The organism is Bacteroides sp. AM07-18, from assembly GCF_003602695.1.
Classification (GTDB): Bacteria; Bacteroidota; Bacteroidia; order Bacteroidales; family Bacteroidaceae; genus Bacteroides; species Bacteroides uniformis.
Window position 1 is genome coordinate 357,401 of sequence record NZ_QTLM01000003.1, and the last position, 17,303, is coordinate 374,703.

Consider the following 17,303-nt stretch of genomic DNA (forward strand, 5'->3'; position numbering starts at 1 on the left):
TAGCTAAATCGTAAATAGAATGGATTTTGACAAGATGAACGGACTCGTTCCGGCGATTATACAAGATGCAGATACCGCTAAGGTGCTGATGCTTGGTTTCATGAACAAGGAGGCTTATGACAAGACGGTGGAAACAGGAAAGGTGACTTTCTTCAGCCGTACCAAGAACCGTCTTTGGACGAAAGGCGAGGAGAGTGGCAACTTCCTGAATGTGGTTTCCATGAAGGAAGACTGTGACCGGGATACGTTACTGGTGCAGGTACATCCCGTAGGCCCGGTTTGCCATACCGGTACAGATACTTGCTGGGGTGAGAAGAACGAACAGCCGGTTATGTTTCTAAAGCTTCTTCAGGATTTCATCTGTAAGCGTTATGATGAAATGCCCGAAGGTTCCTATACGACCAGTCTTTTCCAGTCCGGTATCAACAAAATGGCACAGAAGGTAGGCGAAGAGGCTGTGGAAACCGTCATTGAGGCTTGCAACGGTACGGACGAACGCCTGATTTATGAAGGAGCTGATTTGTTGTATCACCTCATCGTGCTGCTCACATCCAAAGGATACCGCATTGAAGACCTTGCGCGTGAATTGGAGGAACGTCACAGTGCGACGTGGAAGAAACATTAAGTAATTAAAAATTAATAATTAAAATGGGGGTGGGCGAGGCGCTGATAAGATATACGGACGTAGAGATACACCAGCAGGAGTTGTGCGTACTGAACGATGTGAATTTGGAACTTCACAAAGGGGAGTTCGTGTACCTGGTAGGTAAAGTGGGCTCCGGCAAGACGAGCCTGCTCAAGACTTTCTATGGCGAACTGGATATTGCATCGGGCGAGGCTGAAGTATTGGGGTATGACATGCTCCATATTAAGCGTAAGCACATCCCGCAGTTGCGCCGCAAGCTGGGAATCGTATTCCAGGACTTCCAGTTGCTGACAGACCGTACGGTGTACGACAACCTTGAATTTGTTCTCCGTGCTACCGGTTGGAAGAGCAAAGGGGAGATTAAGGACAAAATAGAAGAGGTGTTGAACCTGGTGGGGATGAGCAACAAAGGATATAAGCTGCCTAATGAACTGTCGGGTGGTGAGCAACAGCGCATTGTGATTGCGCGTGCAGTGCTCAACTCTCCGGAGATAATCCTTGCGGATGAGCCTACCGGAAACCTGGATTCGGAAACCGGACATGCCATTGCAGAACTTCTGCACGGCATCAGTGAAGCCGGCGCACTGGTGGTGATGACCACGCACAACCTGCAGCTGCTGCGAGAGTGTCCCGGCAAGGTGTACCGGTGCGCAGACCATCTGATGACTGATGTTACAGCAGAATACGCCCCTGCAATAACCAATGATTAGTAGTTAAGTAGTTATCTCTAACTACTGATTCTTATAAAGAACAGAAATTAACGATAAAGCTCCGCAGCTGCCTACTTGTAGCTCGTAGCTTGTAACTATAAACTAATTAATACAGGAACGAAAATGAAAGTTTTAAAGTTTGGAGGTACTTCAGTAGGTTCGGCTCAGCGAATGAAGGAAGTGGCCAAATTGATTACCGATGGTGAACGTAAGATTGTGGTTCTCTCTGCCATGTCGGGTACCACAAACACATTGGTTGAGATTTCGGACTATCTGTACAAGAAGAATCCGGAAGGTGCCAACGAGATTATCAACAAGCTGGAAAGTAAATATCGCCAGCACATTGATGAACTCTTTGCTACTCCGGAGTATAAACAGAAAGGCCTGGAACTCATCAAATCACATTTTGACTATATCCGTTCTTATACCAAAGACCTCTTCACTCTGTTTGAGGAGAAAGTGGTGTTGGCTCAGGGCGAGTTGATTTCCACCGCCATGATGAACTACTATCTGCAGGAATGCGGCGTGAAGTCTGTGTTGCTTCCGGCTTTAGAATACATGCGTACGGACAAGAATGCCGAGCCCGATCCGGTCTATATCAAGGACAAGCTCCAGGTTCAGCTGGAACTGCATCCGGATGCTGAGATTTATATCACTCAGGGGTACATCTGCCGCAACGCCTACGGCGAGATAGACAATCTGCAGCGTGGCGGAAGCGACTATACGGCTTCGCTGATTGGTGCTGCCATCAACGCTTCCGAAATCCAGATTTGGACGGATATCGACGGCATGCACAACAACGACCCCCGTATTGTGGACAAGACTGCGCCGGTGCGTCATCTGCATTTCGAAGAGGCCGCCGAGCTGGCATACTTCGGTGCCAAGATTCTGCACCCTACCTGCATCCAGCCTGCCAAGTATGCCAATATCCCCGTCCGTCTGCTCAATACGATGGACCCCACTGCTCCGGGTACGCTGATTTCCAATGATACGGAGAAGGGTAAGATTAAGGCGGTGGCTGCCAAGGACAACATTACGGCCATCAAGATAAAATCCAGCCGCATGTTGCTTGCTCACGGATTCTTGCGTAAGGTTTTCGAGATATTCGAGAGCTACCAGACTTCCATCGATATGATTTGTACTTCAGAAGTGGGTGTGTCCGTATCTATCGATAATGTGAAGCATCTCAATGAAATTCTGGATGACTTGAAGAAGTATGGCACAGTGACGGTGGACAAGGACATGTGCATCATCTGCGTGGTGGGCGACCTCGAATGGGAAAACGTCGGTTTCGAAGCCAAGGCATTGGATGCCATGCGCGACATACCGGTACGTATGATTTCTTTCGGTGGTAGCAACTATAATATTTCTTTCCTCATCCGCGAGTGCGACAAGAAGGCAGCGTTGCAGTCACTCAGTGATGCGCTGTTCAATGAGGAATAACTCTTGATATTTTTCAGACGCAGATTACACAGATGACGCAGATTCTTTTTGCTTCCTATTTGTGTAATCTGCGTCATCTGCGTCTGAAAAATTATTTGTAGACACCTCTTTCATCTTCCTTTTTTAAACTAAACAAAGATTACGATTATTATATGAAAGGAACATTCCCTATCCATAAATTCCGCGAATTGCGTACTCCCTTCTATTACTACGACACAAAGGTCTTGCGCGACACACTTTCGTGCATCCGTACGGAAGCTGCCCGATATGGCAACTATTCGGTGCATTATGCTGTGAAGGCCAATGCCAATCCCAAGGTGCTTGCCATTATCCGCGAGAACGGCTTGGGTGCCGACTGTGTAAGTGGCGGTGAAATCCGTGCAGCCATCAAGGCAGGTTTTCCCACTGGCAAGATTGTTTTTGCAGGGGTGGGCAAGGCTGATTGGGAAATCAATCTGGGGCTGGATTATGACATTTTCTGCTTTAATGTGGAGTCTGTCCCCGAGCTGGAGATTATCAACGAGCTGGCTGCCGCTAAAGGTAAGGTGGCCAATGTGGCTTTCCGTATCAATCCCAATGTAGGTGCCCATACCCATGCCAATATTACCACTGGGCTGGCCGAAAACAAGTTTGGTATCAGCATGCAGGATATGGACCATGTGATAGACATTGCGCAGAATATGAAGAACCTGAGATTCATCGGACTGCATTTCCACATCGGTTCCCAAATATTGGATATGGGCGATTTCGTGGCTTTGTGTAACCGCGTCAACGAATTGCAGGATAAGCTGGAAGCTCGCCATATCCGCATCGAGCACGTCAATGTGGGGGGCGGACTCGGCATTGACTACGGTCACCCCAACCGTCAGCCGATACCCGACTTCAAAAGCTACTTCGAGACTTACAACAGCCATCTGAAACTCCGTCCCCACCAGACGCTCCACTTCGAGCTGGGACGTGCGGTAGTGGGACAATGCGGTTCATTGATTTCGCAGGTGCTTTATGTGAAGCAGGGCACCAACAAGCAGTTTGCCATTCTGGATGCCGGCATGACGGATTTGATTCGTCCGGCACTCTACCAAGCGTTCCATAAGATAGAGAATATCACTTCGGATGCGCCGGTTCAGGCTTATGATGTCGTAGGGCCCATCTGCGAGTCTTCTGATGTATTCGGTAAGGCTATTGATTTGAATGGGGTGAAGCGTGGCGACCTTATCGCCCTCCGTTCGGCAGGGGCTTATGGCGAAATTATGGCTTCGGGCTATAACTGCCGTGAGCTGCCTCAAGGATATACGTCGGACGAGCTGGTATAGAGAGGCTGGAGATGCGTTGCATGAATGGCGAAGCATTTATTATACCAAGGCTTCTGTTTTTATATAAAAAATGTTATTGCGTGAACAACTTTTAAGGTTTCTTGTTACTTTTGTAATGATTTCAATTTAAATAAATACGATTATGATTACAGAAAAATTACAGAATGCAATTAATGAGCAGATTACGGCTGAGATGTGGTCTTCCAACCTTTATCTGGCAATGTCTTTCTATATGGAGAAAGAAGGTTATAACGGCATGGCTTCCTGGTTGAAGAAGCAGGCTTCTGAAGAAAAAGCTCATGCTTGTGAAATGGCTTCTTATATCATCAAGCGTGGCGGTAAGGCCAAACTGGACAAGATTGATGTTGTTCCCAATGACTTCGGTACTCCACTGGAAGTGTTCGAGCAGGTAGCCCAGCACGAACGCCGTGTTTCCAAAATGATTGATGAATTGGTAGATGTTGCCTCTGCCGAAAAAGATAAGGCTACACAAGACTTCCTTTGGGGATTCGTGCGCGAGCAGGTAGAAGAAGAAGCTACTGCTGACGGCATTGTAGATATGATAAAGAAAGCCGGTGATGCCGGAATCTTCTTCGTTGACTCAAAACTGGGAGAACGTAGATAAGAGAGAAACTAAAAAAAATCCCGCGGCTAATTTTAGTCGCGGGATTTTTTTTAGTTATGAGTTATAAGTTGTGAGTTATTTGTTGATGAAGGGCTTATATCCGCAAGGGAAAGCACAAGCAAATAACTTATAACTCATCACTCATTTCAGCACTCCCAGCTCTTTCCCCACCTTAATAAATGCAGCGATACATTTGTCCAGATGCTCCTTTTCGTGTCCGGCAGAGATTTGTACGCGGATGCGTGCCTGGTCTTTGGGCACTACGGGGTAGTAGAAGCCGGTGACGTAGATGCCTTCTTCCTGCATGCGGGTGGCATAAATCTGGGAGAGTTTGGCATCATACAGCATGACGGCGCAGATGGCGCTTTGTGTCGGCTTGATGTCGAAACCGGCGGCGGTCATCTTGTTGCGGAAGTAGTTCACGTTTTCCAGCAGTTTGTCATGCAGGGCATTGCTCTCTTTGAGCATCTTGAATACCTCGAGGCTGGCGCCGATGATGCCCGGAGCCAATGAGTTGGAGAAGAGGTACGGACGGCTGCGTTGGCGCAGCAGGTCGATGATTTCCTTGCGTCCGGTAGTGAATCCTCCCAAAGCGCCGCCAAAGGCTTTGCCCAAGGTTCCGGTATAGATGTCCACGCGTCCGTAGGTGCCGTATTGTTCGCTTACGCCGTGTCCCGTAGGGCCTACCACGCCGGCGGAGTGTGATTCGTCCACCATGACCAGCGCGTCGTATTTCTCGGCAAGGTCGCAAATCCGGTCCATCGGGGCAACGTTGCCGTCCATGGAAAATACCCCGTCTGTAACCACGATACGGAAACGCTGTGCCTGGGCTTCCTGCAGGCATCTTTCCAGGTCGGCCATGTCGGCATTGGCGTAGCGATAGCGTTTGGCTTTGCAGAGGCGTACGCCGTCAATGATGGAAGCATGGTTCAGGGAGTCCGAGATGATGGCGTCTTCCTCGGTGAAGAGGGGCTCGAACACACCGCCATTGGCGTCGAAACAAGCGGCGTAGAGAATGGTGTCTTCAGTCTTGAAGTAGTCGGAGATGGCTGCTTCCAGTTCCTTGTGGATGTCCTGCGTTCCGCAGATGAAGCGTACGGACGACATGCCGTATCCGCGGCGTTCCATAATCTGCTGGGCGGCGGCAATCAGCCGCGGGTGGTTGGACAGTCCCAGGTAATTGTTGGCACAGAAGTTCAGCACCTCTTTGCCTTTTACGCTGATGGCAGCTTGTTGTGCACTCTCAATCAGTCGCTCTTCCTTGTAGAGTCCGGCTTCTTTTATTTCAGCAAGTGTCTTGCTGAGATGGTCTTTCATTTTACCGTACATAGCATTTTATTTTTTAGGTAATACGTTGTCATTACATTTCCCACAAAGAACATCATTTTTCTTGGAATAAACAATATCAATATGGCAGAAATATGAAAAAAAAGTATGTATATTTGCACCATATATAATAACGAAACCTTATAAATAACTCGTATGAAGAATATTTTGGTAATTGGAGCTACCGGACAGATTGGGTCGGAACTCACGCTGGAGTTGCGCAAACGTTATGGCGATGACCATGTTGTGGCAGGATACATTCCGAGTGCTATGCCCAAGGGAGAATTGAAAGCATCCGGCCCTTCGGCCATTGCCGACGTGACAGACCGTCAGTCCATCGAGGTGGTGGCACGTCAGTTCAAGATTGATACTATCTACAACCTGGCTGCCTTGCTCTCGGTAGTTGCCGAAAGCCGTCCGGCCATGGCTTGGAAAATCGGTATCGACGGGTTGTGGAATGTACTGGAAGTGGCACGTGAGTACAATTGTGCCGTGTTTACTCCGAGTTCCATCGGTTCGTTCGGCGAAGCTACGCCTCATGTGAAGACACCGCAGGACACTATCCAGCGTCCGCGTACCATGTATGGGGTGACAAAAGTGACGACTGAATTGTTGAGTGACTATTACTATACAAAATATGGTGTGGATACACGCTCGGTACGTTTTCCGGGAATCATTTCGAACGTGACCCCTCCGGGTGGCGGCACTACGGACTATGCGGTGGATATTTTCTACTCTGCCGTGAAGGGAGAAAAATTCGTATGTCCGGTGAAGGCCGGCACGTATATGGATATGATGTATATGCCCGACGCACTGAACGCGGCCATCTCGCTGATGGAAGCGGCACCGGCAAGGCTGAAGCACCGCAACGCCTTCAACATCGCCTCCATGAGTTTTGACCCGGAACAGATTTATCAGGAAATTAAGAAGCATATGCCTGATTTTGAGATGGCATACGAGATTGATCCGCTGAAGCAGGCCATTGCCGACAGCTGGCCCGACTCTCTGGATGACTCTTGTGCACGCGAGGAATGGGACTGGATGCCGCAGTACGACCTGGAGTCCATGACCGTAGACATGCTTGAGAAATTAAGGGCTAAATTAAACAAGTGACCGTAAGCGGTCCGTAAAGAATGAAAAAACTTTTATTGGGATTTTTGTTGTTCGCCTTTTTGATTTCGTGTGGAAACAAAAAGGCGAAAATGGATCCCTTTGCTACCATTACGGAAATGGTGGATTCGGCCGGTCACAAGGCCGATACGCTGCTAGAAGCAGAAGTGAAGGAAGAACCGAAGCCGATGGAGGCAGACGAGCTGTTTGATGATTTTATCTTCAATTATGCTTCGGATGATGCTCTGCAAAGGCAGAGGACGGTATTTCCTTTGCCCTATTATGACCGTGACACTCCGCTGAAGATAGAGGCGGACTTCTGGAAGCACGATTATCTGTTTACCAAGCAGAACTATTACACCTTGCTTTTTGATAAGGAAGAGGATATGGACATGGTGGGCGATACTACGCTGACATCGGTACAAGTGGAGTGGATTTTCTTGAAAACGCGTATGATGAAGCGTTATTATTTTGAGAAGAAGCGGGGAATGTGGATGCTCGAAGCCATCAACCTGCGCGAGATGGAGAAAGGCGAAAATGAGGACTTCGTGGAATTCTATACCCGTTTTGTGACGGACAGTGTCTATCAGAGCAAGCATATCAGCCATCCGCTACAATTCATCACCATAGACCCTGACGACGAGTTCTCTATCCTGGAAACCACTTTGGATGTGGACCAGTGGTATGCCTTCCGTCCGGTAATGCCTGCCGACAGACTGTCTAATATCAATTACGGACAGAAGAATGAGGACTTGTCGGACACCAAAATACTGAAGGTAAATGGCATAGGCAACGGATACTCCAATATCTTCTATTTCCGCAAACGCAGTAAGGGATGGGAGCTGTACAAATATGAAGACACGAGCATTTAAAATAAAGGAGGAAAGGTTTGAGGAAGATACCCAATACATTTGGAATTGACGTTACTGCTGCAAGATTTCTGGAATACGGTTCGGAGGATGAACTGCGGGAGCTGATTGCGGCAGGACAGGTCGTTGCGCCCTGGCTGCATATCGGTGGAGGGAGCAACCTGCTCTTTATCAAGGATTATGAAGGCACGGTGCTGCATTCACGTATCGGTGGCCTGGAGGTGACGTCAGAGGATGAGGAGCACGTGTGGGTGCGTGTGGGTGCTGGTGTGGTATGGGACGATTTTGTGGCTTGGTGTGTGAAACGACATTGGTATGGTGCCGAGAACCTTTCGCTGATACCGGGTGAGGTCGGGGCAAGTGCAGTACAGAATATCGGTGCTTATGGTGTGGAAGTAAAGGACCTGATAACATCCGTGGAAACCATAAATATGGCAAGGGAGAAGCGTATCTACGGGGTGGATGAATGCGGCTACTCCTACAGAAAGAGCTTGTTTAAGCAACCGGAGATGAAGGCCGTGTTTGTGACTTACGTGAACTTCTGCTTGAGTAAACGGGAACATTATACATTGGATTACGGTACTATCCGGCAGGAGCTGGAGAAATATCCGGTGCTGAATCTGGAAACTTTGCGCCGCGTGATTATAGACATCCGTCAAAGCAAGTTGCCCGACCCGAAGGTGCTGGGCAATGCGGGTAGTTTTTTTATGAACCCCATCGTGCCGCGTCGGCAGTTCGAGTCTTTGCAACGGGAATATCCGGATATGCCCCACTATGATGTGGATGCCGGCCGGGTAAAGATACCGGCTGCCTGGATGATAGACCGGTGTGGCTGGAAAGGGAAGGCGCTGGGGCCTGCTGCGGTGCACGGCCGGCAGGCGTTGGTACTGGTGAACTCGGGTGGTGCCACGGGAGCGGATATTGTTGCTCTTTCGGATGCCGTGCGGGCTTCTGTCCGCGAGAAATTCGGCATTGACATTCACCCGGAAGTTTGTTTGATAAAATAGTAAGAGAGTTTTGACGCACCCAAACATCGTTGTATATAACCTGATTTTAGAAATTTATTTGATTTAGTCAATGGGAAAACTCAGAATACTAGGAAGCGGAACTTCGACCGGAGTGCCTGAGATAGGCTGTACTTGTCCGGTCTGCACTTCCACTGACCCGCGGGACAACCGCTTGCGTGCGTCATCCCTGCTGCATACGGATGATGCGGTGATATTGATAGATTGTGGCCCTGACTTCAGGGAACAGATGCTGCGCGCCTCTTCTTTTGAGAAGATAGACGGCGTACTGGTGACACACGAACACTATGACCATGTGGGCGGTCTGGATGATTTGCGCCCGTTCGGCCGTTTTGCCGATATCCCTATCTATTCCGATGCCTACACTGCTGCCCATCTGCGGGCAAGGATGCCTTACTGCTTTGTCGATAAAGTATATCCGGGAGTTCCGCGTATCTATCTGCAGGAAGTGGAGGCGGGGCAGGCGTTCCACATCAACCGGACGGAGGTGCTGCCTTTACGGGTGATGCACGGTAGGCTTCCCATCCTGGGCTACCGCATTGGCGGCCGGCTGGGATATATCACGGATATGCACATGATGCCTGAGGAATCTTATGAACAATTGAAGGGCTTGGACGTTTTGGTAATGAATGCTTTACGGCCAAAGCCGCATCCTACGCACCAGAGTATTTCGGAGGCGTTGGAGGCTGCCGGACGTATTGGTGCCAAAGAGACCTATTTCATCCATATGAGCCATCATGCAGGGCTTCATGCCGACATCGAAAAGCAGCTGCCACCCCATGTACACTTTGCCTACGATGGACTTGAAATAGATTTCTAAACTTTTTGAAACATTTGTTTTGTTTTATTAGTAGAAAATGCTATTTTTGCCAAAAGTTGATGAATAAATGCCATGAAACTCCGACTCCTCATACAGATAGCTGTCGTTGTGTCCATAGTGCTGCTATGTACCGGTTTTGGCGTGTATTCCTTCCTGCGGTTGAATTCGGTGGAGAACCGGCAGGATTTCAATCTTTATACTTTGGTGCCGCAAGATGCCACAGCCATACTCGAAACCGACCGTATGGCAGACCTCGTGGAAGATATCAATGAACTGAATTGCAGCAAAGACAATCATTTTCTATACGTATCGGAGCTTTTTGTTTACTTGAAGAAGTATTTGTATACTTTGGTGGAGGATACTCCGCATGGACTGAGTAAACAGATGAACAAGATGCTGATTAGCTTTCACGAGCCGGATACACCGATGAACCAAGTATTGTATTGTAGTTTGGGTTCGGGTGATTATGAGTTGGTGGAGTCTTTTGTGGAGAAGTACTGCTCCAGTTCGTTTCCTTCCAAGTATTTCGATTACAAGGGAGAGGAGATACGTATCTATCCCATGGCAGACGGTCGTTTCCTGGCTGCCTACTTCACTCCCGATTTTCTGGTTGTAAGTTTCCAGAAGCGTTTGATAGAACATGTGATTGATGCGCGGCGCAGCAAAAAGTCCCTGATGAACCTCCCTTCTTTCCGCACTATGTACGCGGGCAAGCAGAGTAACGTGGCTGCCACGGTCTATGTGCGTATGAAAGGAGTGGATATGGGGAAGCCTACGGACGGTATCCGTTCGCAGACGCAGCTGGGCAGTTGGGCGGAGTTTGACATGAAGTTCAATGAAGATGCCATTTATTGCTCCGGCATCAGCCATGGGTCGGATTCCACACAGACGTTTATCAATGCCTTGCGGGTGCAGCAGCCGGTAGAGGACGGATTTTCCGGGGCTCTGCTTCCGTCTTCCACTTTCTTTTACGATCGCTGGGCAATGTCTGACAGAAATTCCTGGTTTGGCTTTACTGCCAGTCAGGAGTATGCCAAGGCCACCTATTCAGACTATATCAAGCAGCGCGACGAGGAGTGGATTGCTTACTTGAATGAGCATGCGGGCGAGAGCGTGATGTCTTGCTTGTTCCAGTCTAAAGACACGTTGGACAAGCTGCCTTGCGCCGTGATGTGTATCCCTCTCAAGGATGAACTGGCAGCGGAACGCCGCTTGCAGTCTCTGCTTTACAGTACCCCCAAGGAAGAGGATGCTCCGCTTATGCCGAAGGTGGTTTCAAATAATTCGTTGTATCCCAAAGCAAGGAAGTTCCCTAAATATGTGTTGCCCCGTAACACGCTGCTCACCCAGCTGACGGGCATCACGGAGTCTGCCCTTTATACCTTTGCCTGTTTCTATCGGGGTAGTCTGTTGCTGGCTCCCGATGCACTGAGCCTTTCGGCCTATATTGAGGCGGTGGAGAGTGGAGATGTGTTAGACGGAACACCGGTGTACGAAGAGGGTATAGGCAGTCTTTCACCCATATATAATTTTGTGATGATGGTGGATATGGAGATGATGCTGAGCCAGCCTGAAACGTATGTGCGTCTGATACCGAACTTCTTCTTCCGTCAATCCAACTTCTTCCGTCATTTCATGCTTGCAGTACAGTTTACTTGTACAGAAGGGGTGGTTTATCCGAATATCGTATTGCTTTATAAAGGGTGATTAATCGGTCATTCTGTAGAGTGCTGAGGGAAAATAAGCACGAGGAAAGTCAAAATACACACTCACCACAGATTGCACAGATTAACACAGCTAAAAATTCTTGATTATCAAAATTCTAGAATAAACTGTGTTAATCTGTGCAATCTGTGGTGAATTATAACATATTCTTAGAACGGCAGGTCATCCTTTGCATCCCCTGCGAGGAATTCCGGTGCGGCAGTGGGAGCCGGCGGTGGAACGGGAGCGCCCGGAGCGGGTGCGGCAGTGCTTACGCGTTCTACCTTCCATGCGCGAATACTGTTGAACCAACGGTCTTGCCATTGGCGTGCGTCTACATCAAAAGATACTGTCAGCTCTTCGCCCATCTGAATATTGAACTGTTCGATTTTGTCCGCTCCAAATACGTCAAAACACATTTTGCGCGGATATTGGCCATGGTCTTCAATCACATATTCTTGTGATTTCCATTCGTTACCTGACTTGGAAACTCCGCCTCTGGGCTGGAGTATAGCGATGATTTTTCCTGTAAATTCCATTGTTTTCTTTTTAAATGATGCGGCGAAGTTACAATTTTTTAGGAATATGAGACGAATATTCGGCTGTTTTTTCTTGCTATTTCTTTGTCGTAGGGAATTCTTTTTTTAACTTTGTCCGTCAGTTTGAAAAATATAAAAACGGTTTCTAAGACGTTAGCAAAATAAAAAACTTAAATATACAGAAGATATGAAATTTATCGTTTCGAGTACTGCGCTCTCCAGTCATTTGCAGGCTATTAGCCGTGTGATTAATTCGAAGAATGCGTTGCCTATTTTGGATTGTTTCCTCTTTGAACTGCAAGACGGAACCTTGTCTGCAACTGTTTCCGACAGTGAAACGACGATGGTCACTACAGTCGAAGTGAATGAAAGTGATATGGACGGTCGTTTTGCCGTCACAGCCAAAACCCTTTTGGACGCTTTGAAGGAAATTCCCGAACAACCGTTGACTTTTGAAATCAATACGGATTCCCTTGAAATCACGGTACAGTATCAGAACGGTAAATACAGCCTGATGGGGCAGAATGCGGACGAGTTCCCGCAGTCCGCCATGTTGGGTGACAATGCCGTACGTGTGGAAATGGATGCACAAGTGTTGCTGGGTGGCATCAACCGTGCCGTGTTTGCTACGGCTGATGACGAACTTCGTCCCGTGATGAACGGTATCTATTTCGATATCACAACGGAGGATATCACGATGGTGGCATCGGACGGTCATAAACTGGTGCGCTGCAAGACACTGGCCGCCAAGGGCAACGAACGTGCTGCCTTTATCCTGCCCAAGAAGCCGGCTTCCCTGATGAAGAACCTGCTACCGAAAGAGCAAGGCATGGTGACTATCGAGTTCGACGAACGCAACGCTGTGTTCACATTGGAAAGCTACCGCATGGTATGCCGCCTTATTGAAGGGCGCTATCCCAACTACAACTCTGTGATTCCGCAGAACAACCCTTATAAAGTGACGGTAGACCGCCTGCAACTGCTCGGTGCTTTGCGCCGCGTGTCCATCTTCTCCTCGCAGGCAAGCAGCCTTATCAAGCTCCGTATGCAGGAGAATCTGATTGTCATCTCCGCACAGGACATCGACTTCTCTACATCGGCCGAAGAAACACTGGTTTGCCAATATGCGGGCAATCCGATGAGCATCGGTTTCAAGTCCACTTTCCTGATTGACATTCTGAATAACATTTCTGCCGATGAAATCGTTATCGAACTGGCAGATCCTTCACGTGCAGGTGTCATTATTCCGGTAGAGCAGGAAGAGAACGAAGACTTGCTGATGTTGCTGATGCCGATGATGCTGAATGACTGATGAATATTAGCAATCGGATTATGAGCTACGAGCTACAAGTGGCTGCGCAATTATGCCGCACGGTACTTGTAGCTCGTGGCTTGTAAGTTAAACTTATAATTTATAGCTCATAGCCAGAGCTTATAAAACGAAAAAACAATGAAATTGAATCTGAAAAATCCGATAGTCTTTTTTGATTTGGAGACTACGGGTACCAATATCAACTCAGACCGAATTGTCGAAATCTGTTACCTCAAGGTATATCCCAACGGGAATGAGGAGTCCAAAACCATGCGTATCAACCCCGAAATGCCCATTCCTGCCGAAGCATCTGCCGTTCATGGCATCTACGATGCCGATATAGCCGACTGCCCCACATTCAAGGAAGTGGCGCGCAACATTGCCAATGACATTGAAGGATGCGACTTGGCGGGCTTCAACTCCAACCGTTTTGATATCCCCGTCCTGGCGGAAGAGTTCCTTCGTGCCGGTGTGGACATTGACATGAGCCGCCGCAAGTTTGTGGACGTGCAGGTCATTTTCCACAAGATGGAGCAACGCACGCTATCTGCTGCCTATAAATTCTATTGCGGCAAGAATTTGGAAGACGCCCATACGGCAGAGGCTGATACACGTGCCACCTACGAAGTGCTGATGTCGCAGTTGGACCGCTATCCGGAGTTGCAGAATGACGTGGCTTTCCTTGCCGACTATTCCAGCTTCAACAAGAATGTGGACTTTGCCGGTCGTATGGTCTACGATGACAAAGGTGTGGAAGTATTCAACTTCGGCAAGTACAAGGGCATGTCGGTATCCGATGTCCTGAAGCGCGATCCCGGCTATTACAGCTGGATTCTGAACAGTGATTTTACCCTGAATACCAAAGCCACGCTGACCAAGATACGTCTGCGTGAAATGACTCAGAAATAAATGGCAAATATACTGAAAGGGAAGAAAATAGTATTGGGCATTACGGGCAGCATTGCCGCCTATAAAGCATGCTATATTATTCGCGGACTGATTAAGCGTGGTGCAGAGGTGCAGGTGGTCATTACGCCTGCCGGAAAAGAATTTATTACCCCTATCACGCTCTCTGCCCTGACCAGCAAACCGGTTATCAGTGAGTTCTTTGCCCAACGCGATGGTACCTGGAACAGCCATGTGGACCTCGGTCTGTGGGCAGATGCCATGCTGATAGCCCCGGCTACGGCTTCCACCATCGGCAAGATGGCGAATGGCGTGGCAGACAATATGCTGATTACCACCTATCTTTCCGCCAAAGCTCCGGTGTTTGTGGCGCCTGCCATGGACCTGGACATGTATGCCCATCCTTCCACCCAAAAGAATCTGGATACACTCCGCTCTTATGGAAACCACATCATAGAACCTGCTACGGGAGAACTCGCCAGCCATCTGGTGGGGAAAGGCCGTATGGAGGAGCCGGAGAATATCATCCGCCACCTGGAAATGTACTTTGCTGCCAAAGATGGCGACCTGGTGGGCAAGACAGTGATGATAACCGCAGGACCTACTTATGAGAAGATAGACCCGGTGCGCTTCATCGGCAACTATTCTTCCGGCAAGATGGGACTTGCCCTGGCAGATGAATGTACCGCCAGAGGGGCCAAGGTGATACTGATTGCCGGTCCGGTGCAGCAAGGCACTTACTTCCCGATGCACCAGTACCATGCGGTAGAGTCGGCGCAGGAGATGTTCGAGGCTGCATCCGCCGCCTTTGTCCATGCCGATGCCGCCATCTTGACGGCTGCCGTGGCAGACTACACCCCCGAACAAGTGGCGGATGAGAAAATCAAGCGTGAAAAGACCGGGGAGATGAGTTTGAACTTGAAACCTACTCGCGACATAGCCGCTTTCTTAGGCAATCTGAAGAACGATACAGAGCACCAACGGCGCCTCCTCGTAGGCTTTGCCCTTGAGACTCATAACGAGCAGATGAATGCGGAAGACAAGCTCAACCGCAAGAATCTGGACTTCATCGTGCTGAACTCCCTGAACGACAAGGGAGCCGGTTTTCGTTGCGATACCAATAAAATCAGTATCATAGACCACCAGGGAAAGACGGACTACCCCTTGAAGTCCAAAGCCGAAGTGGCTGCCGACATCGTAGACCGTCTGGTGAAAGATTTAAATAGTAAATAGTAAATCGTCAAATCGTCAATATCCTTATGTTGCGTTCGCTTTACATACAGAATTATGCGCTTATTGAAAAGCTCGATATCAGCTTCAGCAGCGGTTTCTCGGTGATAACGGGTGAGACCGGTGCTGGAAAATCCATTATTCTGGGTGCCATCGGTCTGCTGCTGGGACAGCGTGCCGATGTGAAAGCCATTCGTGTAGGAGCTTCGAAGTGCATTATCGAGGCCCGTTTTGATATTTCCGCTTACGGTATGCAGCCTTTCTTTGAGGAGAATGAGTTGGAGTACGAGGAAGAATGCATCCTGCGCCGCGAGGTGTCCGCTTCGGGCAAGAGCCGGGCATTCATCAATGACACGCCTGCTTCATTGGTTCAGATGAAGGAGTTGGGAGAACAGCTGATTGACGTGCATTCCCAGCATCAGAACCTATTGCTGAACAAGGAAGGATTTCAGTTGAATGTACTGGACATCTTGTCGCATAACGAAGAGGCCTTGTCTGCTTACCAGCATATCTTCGGAGCATGGAAGCAGGCACAGCAGGATTTGGAGGCCCTTGTTGCCCGTGCCAATCAGGATAAGTCGGACGAAGACTATATCCGTTTCCAACTGGAACAGTTGGAAGAGGCACACTTGTCTGCCGGTGAGCAGGAGGAGCTGGAGCAAGAGGCAGATACGCTGAGCCATGCGGAAGAGATAAAGGCCGGACTCTATCGGGTAGGGCAGACGCTCTACTCGGACGAAGGAGGCTTGTTGTCCGGGCTGAAGGAATGCCTGAATACGATGCTCGGCCTGCAGAGGGTTTATCCGGTTGCCGGGGAACTTGCCGAACGCATGGAAAGCACTTATATCGAGTTGAAGGATATTTCGCAGGAAGTGTCGGGTAAGGAGGATGAAATAGAGTTCAACCCCGAACGTCTGGATGAAGTGAACGAACGTCTGAACTTGATTTATACGCTCCAACAGAAGCACCGCGTTTCCACTGTCGGTGAACTTCTGGCGCTGACGGATGAATACGCCGCCAAACTCTCAGCCATCACTTCGTCCGACGAGCACATCGAGGAACTGAAAGCGCGTTGCGACGCTTTATATAATAAGGTGAAAAAGCAGGCTGCCGTCCTCACCAAGGCGCGTACTGCCGCTGCCCGTGAAGTGGAGAAGCAGATGGCTGCGCGGCTGGTTCCGTTGGGCATGCCCAATGTCCGTTTCCAGGTAGAGATAGGTGCCCGCAAAGAGCCGGGCATACACGGGGCGGATACTGTGAACTTCTTGTTTTCCGCGAATAAGAACGGGGCATTGCAAAGCGTCTCCTCCGTAGCTTCGGGTGGTGAAATAGCCCGCGTCATGCTCTCCATCAAAGCAATGATAGCCGGTGCCGTCAAGCTTCCTACCATTGTATTCGACGAAATAGATACCGGAGTCTCCGGCGAGATAGCCGACCGCATGGCGGATATCATGCAGGAGATGGGCGAGCAGGACCGCCAGGTAATCAGTATCACCCATCTGCCCCAGATTGCTGCCCGCGGACGCGCCCATTATAAGGTGTACAAGCAGGACAACGAGACGGAAACAAACAGTCACATCCGTCGTCTGACCGACGATGAACGTGTGGAAGAAATAGCCCATATGCTGAGTGGCGCTAAGCTGACCGAAGCCGCACTGAACAATGCCAGAGCATTGCTGGAAGTATCAAATAGTAAATAGTAAATCGTCAAATAGTAAATACCCA

Annotated in this window: 16 protein-coding genes; 14 read left to right on the top strand and 2 right to left on the bottom strand. The window is 49.1% G+C overall.

What is annotated here, in order from left to right; all coding sequences use genetic code 11:
- Positions 1–19: 19 nt before the first annotated feature.
- The 5 genes from hisIE (at position 20) to DW096_RS07430 (ending at position 4,737) form a co-directional block, all read left to right on the top strand.
- Positions 20–625 carry a bifunctional phosphoribosyl-AMP cyclohydrolase/phosphoribosyl-ATP diphosphatase HisIE gene (hisIE, locus tag DW096_RS07410; RefSeq protein ID WP_009038209.1) on the top strand — a complete coding sequence of 202 codons (606 nt, stop codon included), beginning with the start codon at positions 20–22 and terminating at the stop codon, positions 623–625.
- A 23-nt stretch (positions 626–648) separates the two neighbouring features.
- Entirely contained in the window at positions 649–1,356 is a 708-nt protein-coding gene (locus DW096_RS07415; RefSeq protein ID WP_165853712.1) for a cell division ATP-binding protein FtsE, read from the top strand.
- A gap of 123 nt (positions 1,357–1,479) precedes the next feature.
- Complete coding sequence (locus DW096_RS07420; RefSeq protein ID WP_005831418.1) at positions 1,480–2,799, top strand: aspartate kinase; 1,320 nt, start codon at positions 1,480–1,482, stop codon at positions 2,797–2,799.
- 152 nt (positions 2,800–2,951) lie between these two features.
- Complete coding sequence (lysA, locus tag DW096_RS07425) at positions 2,952–4,112, top strand: diaminopimelate decarboxylase (protein ID WP_005831416.1); 1,161 nt, start codon at positions 2,952–2,954, stop codon at positions 4,110–4,112.
- Between the two features lie 142 nt (positions 4,113–4,254).
- A complete protein-coding gene (locus DW096_RS07430; RefSeq protein ID WP_005831414.1) occupies positions 4,255–4,737 on the top strand; it encodes a ferritin in 483 nt (160 codons plus the stop codon).
- Positions 4,738–4,878: 141 nt separating this feature from the next.
- Here the strand turns inward: DW096_RS07430 and kbl are convergent, their stop codons facing one another.
- Positions 4,879–6,066 (bottom strand): glycine C-acetyltransferase, encoded by a 1,188-nt coding sequence (gene kbl, locus DW096_RS07435; RefSeq protein ID WP_120028690.1) that lies wholly within the window; start codon positions 6,064–6,066, stop codon positions 4,879–4,881.
- Positions 6,067–6,219: 153 nt separating this feature from the next.
- Here kbl and DW096_RS07440 point away from each other — a divergent pair, with 153 nt between their 5' ends.
- The 5 genes from DW096_RS07440 (at position 6,220) to DW096_RS07460 (ending at position 11,594) form a co-directional block, all read left to right on the top strand.
- Positions 6,220–7,176 (top strand): NAD-dependent epimerase/dehydratase family protein, encoded by a 957-nt coding sequence (locus DW096_RS07440; protein ID WP_005831407.1) that lies wholly within the window; start codon positions 6,220–6,222, stop codon positions 7,174–7,176.
- A 20-nt stretch (positions 7,177–7,196) separates the two neighbouring features.
- Complete coding sequence (locus tag DW096_RS07445) at positions 7,197–8,045, top strand: DUF4348 domain-containing protein (RefSeq protein WP_005832369.1); 849 nt, start codon at positions 7,197–7,199, stop codon at positions 8,043–8,045.
- A 17-nt stretch (positions 8,046–8,062) separates the two neighbouring features.
- Positions 8,063–9,049 (top strand): UDP-N-acetylmuramate dehydrogenase, encoded by a 987-nt coding sequence (gene murB / locus DW096_RS07450; RefSeq protein WP_005832367.1) that lies wholly within the window; start codon positions 8,063–8,065, stop codon positions 9,047–9,049.
- Positions 9,050–9,119: 70 nt separating this feature from the next.
- Positions 9,120–9,887, top strand: a complete 768-nt coding sequence (locus DW096_RS07455) for an MBL fold metallo-hydrolase (RefSeq protein ID WP_117958890.1) — start codon at positions 9,120–9,122, stop codon at positions 9,885–9,887.
- A gap of 72 nt (positions 9,888–9,959) precedes the next feature.
- The gene (locus DW096_RS07460) at positions 9,960–11,594 is read left to right on the top strand and encodes a DUF3352 domain-containing protein (protein ID WP_005831393.1); all 1,635 of its coding nucleotides are present in this window, start codon (positions 9,960–9,962) and stop codon (positions 11,592–11,594) included.
- A gap of 167 nt (positions 11,595–11,761) precedes the next feature.
- Here DW096_RS07460 and DW096_RS07465 read toward each other — a convergent pair whose 3' ends face one another.
- A complete protein-coding gene (locus DW096_RS07465; RefSeq protein ID WP_005831391.1) occupies positions 11,762–12,130 on the bottom strand; it encodes a DUF3127 domain-containing protein in 369 nt (122 codons plus the stop codon).
- A gap of 187 nt (positions 12,131–12,317) precedes the next feature.
- Between DW096_RS07465 and dnaN the strand changes: the two genes are divergently transcribed.
- From dnaN to recN, 4 genes are all read left to right on the top strand, one after another.
- Positions 12,318–13,442 carry a DNA polymerase III subunit beta gene (gene dnaN, locus DW096_RS07470; RefSeq protein WP_005831387.1) on the top strand — a complete coding sequence of 375 codons (1,125 nt, stop codon included), beginning with the start codon at positions 12,318–12,320 and terminating at the stop codon, positions 13,440–13,442.
- Between the two features lie 138 nt (positions 13,443–13,580).
- Positions 13,581–14,351 carry a 3'-5' exonuclease gene (locus tag DW096_RS07475; RefSeq protein WP_005831385.1) on the top strand — a complete coding sequence of 257 codons (771 nt, stop codon included), beginning with the start codon at positions 13,581–13,583 and terminating at the stop codon, positions 14,349–14,351.
- Positions 14,352–15,581, top strand: a complete 1,230-nt coding sequence (gene coaBC, locus DW096_RS07480) for a bifunctional phosphopantothenoylcysteine decarboxylase/phosphopantothenate--cysteine ligase CoaBC (protein ID WP_005832361.1) — start codon at positions 14,352–14,354, stop codon at positions 15,579–15,581.
- Between the two features lie 26 nt (positions 15,582–15,607).
- Positions 15,608–17,278, top strand: coding sequence for a DNA repair protein RecN (gene recN, locus DW096_RS07485; protein WP_117867121.1), 1,671 nt, complete (start codon positions 15,608–15,610; stop codon positions 17,276–17,278).
- Positions 17,279–17,303: the final 25 nt, after the last annotated feature.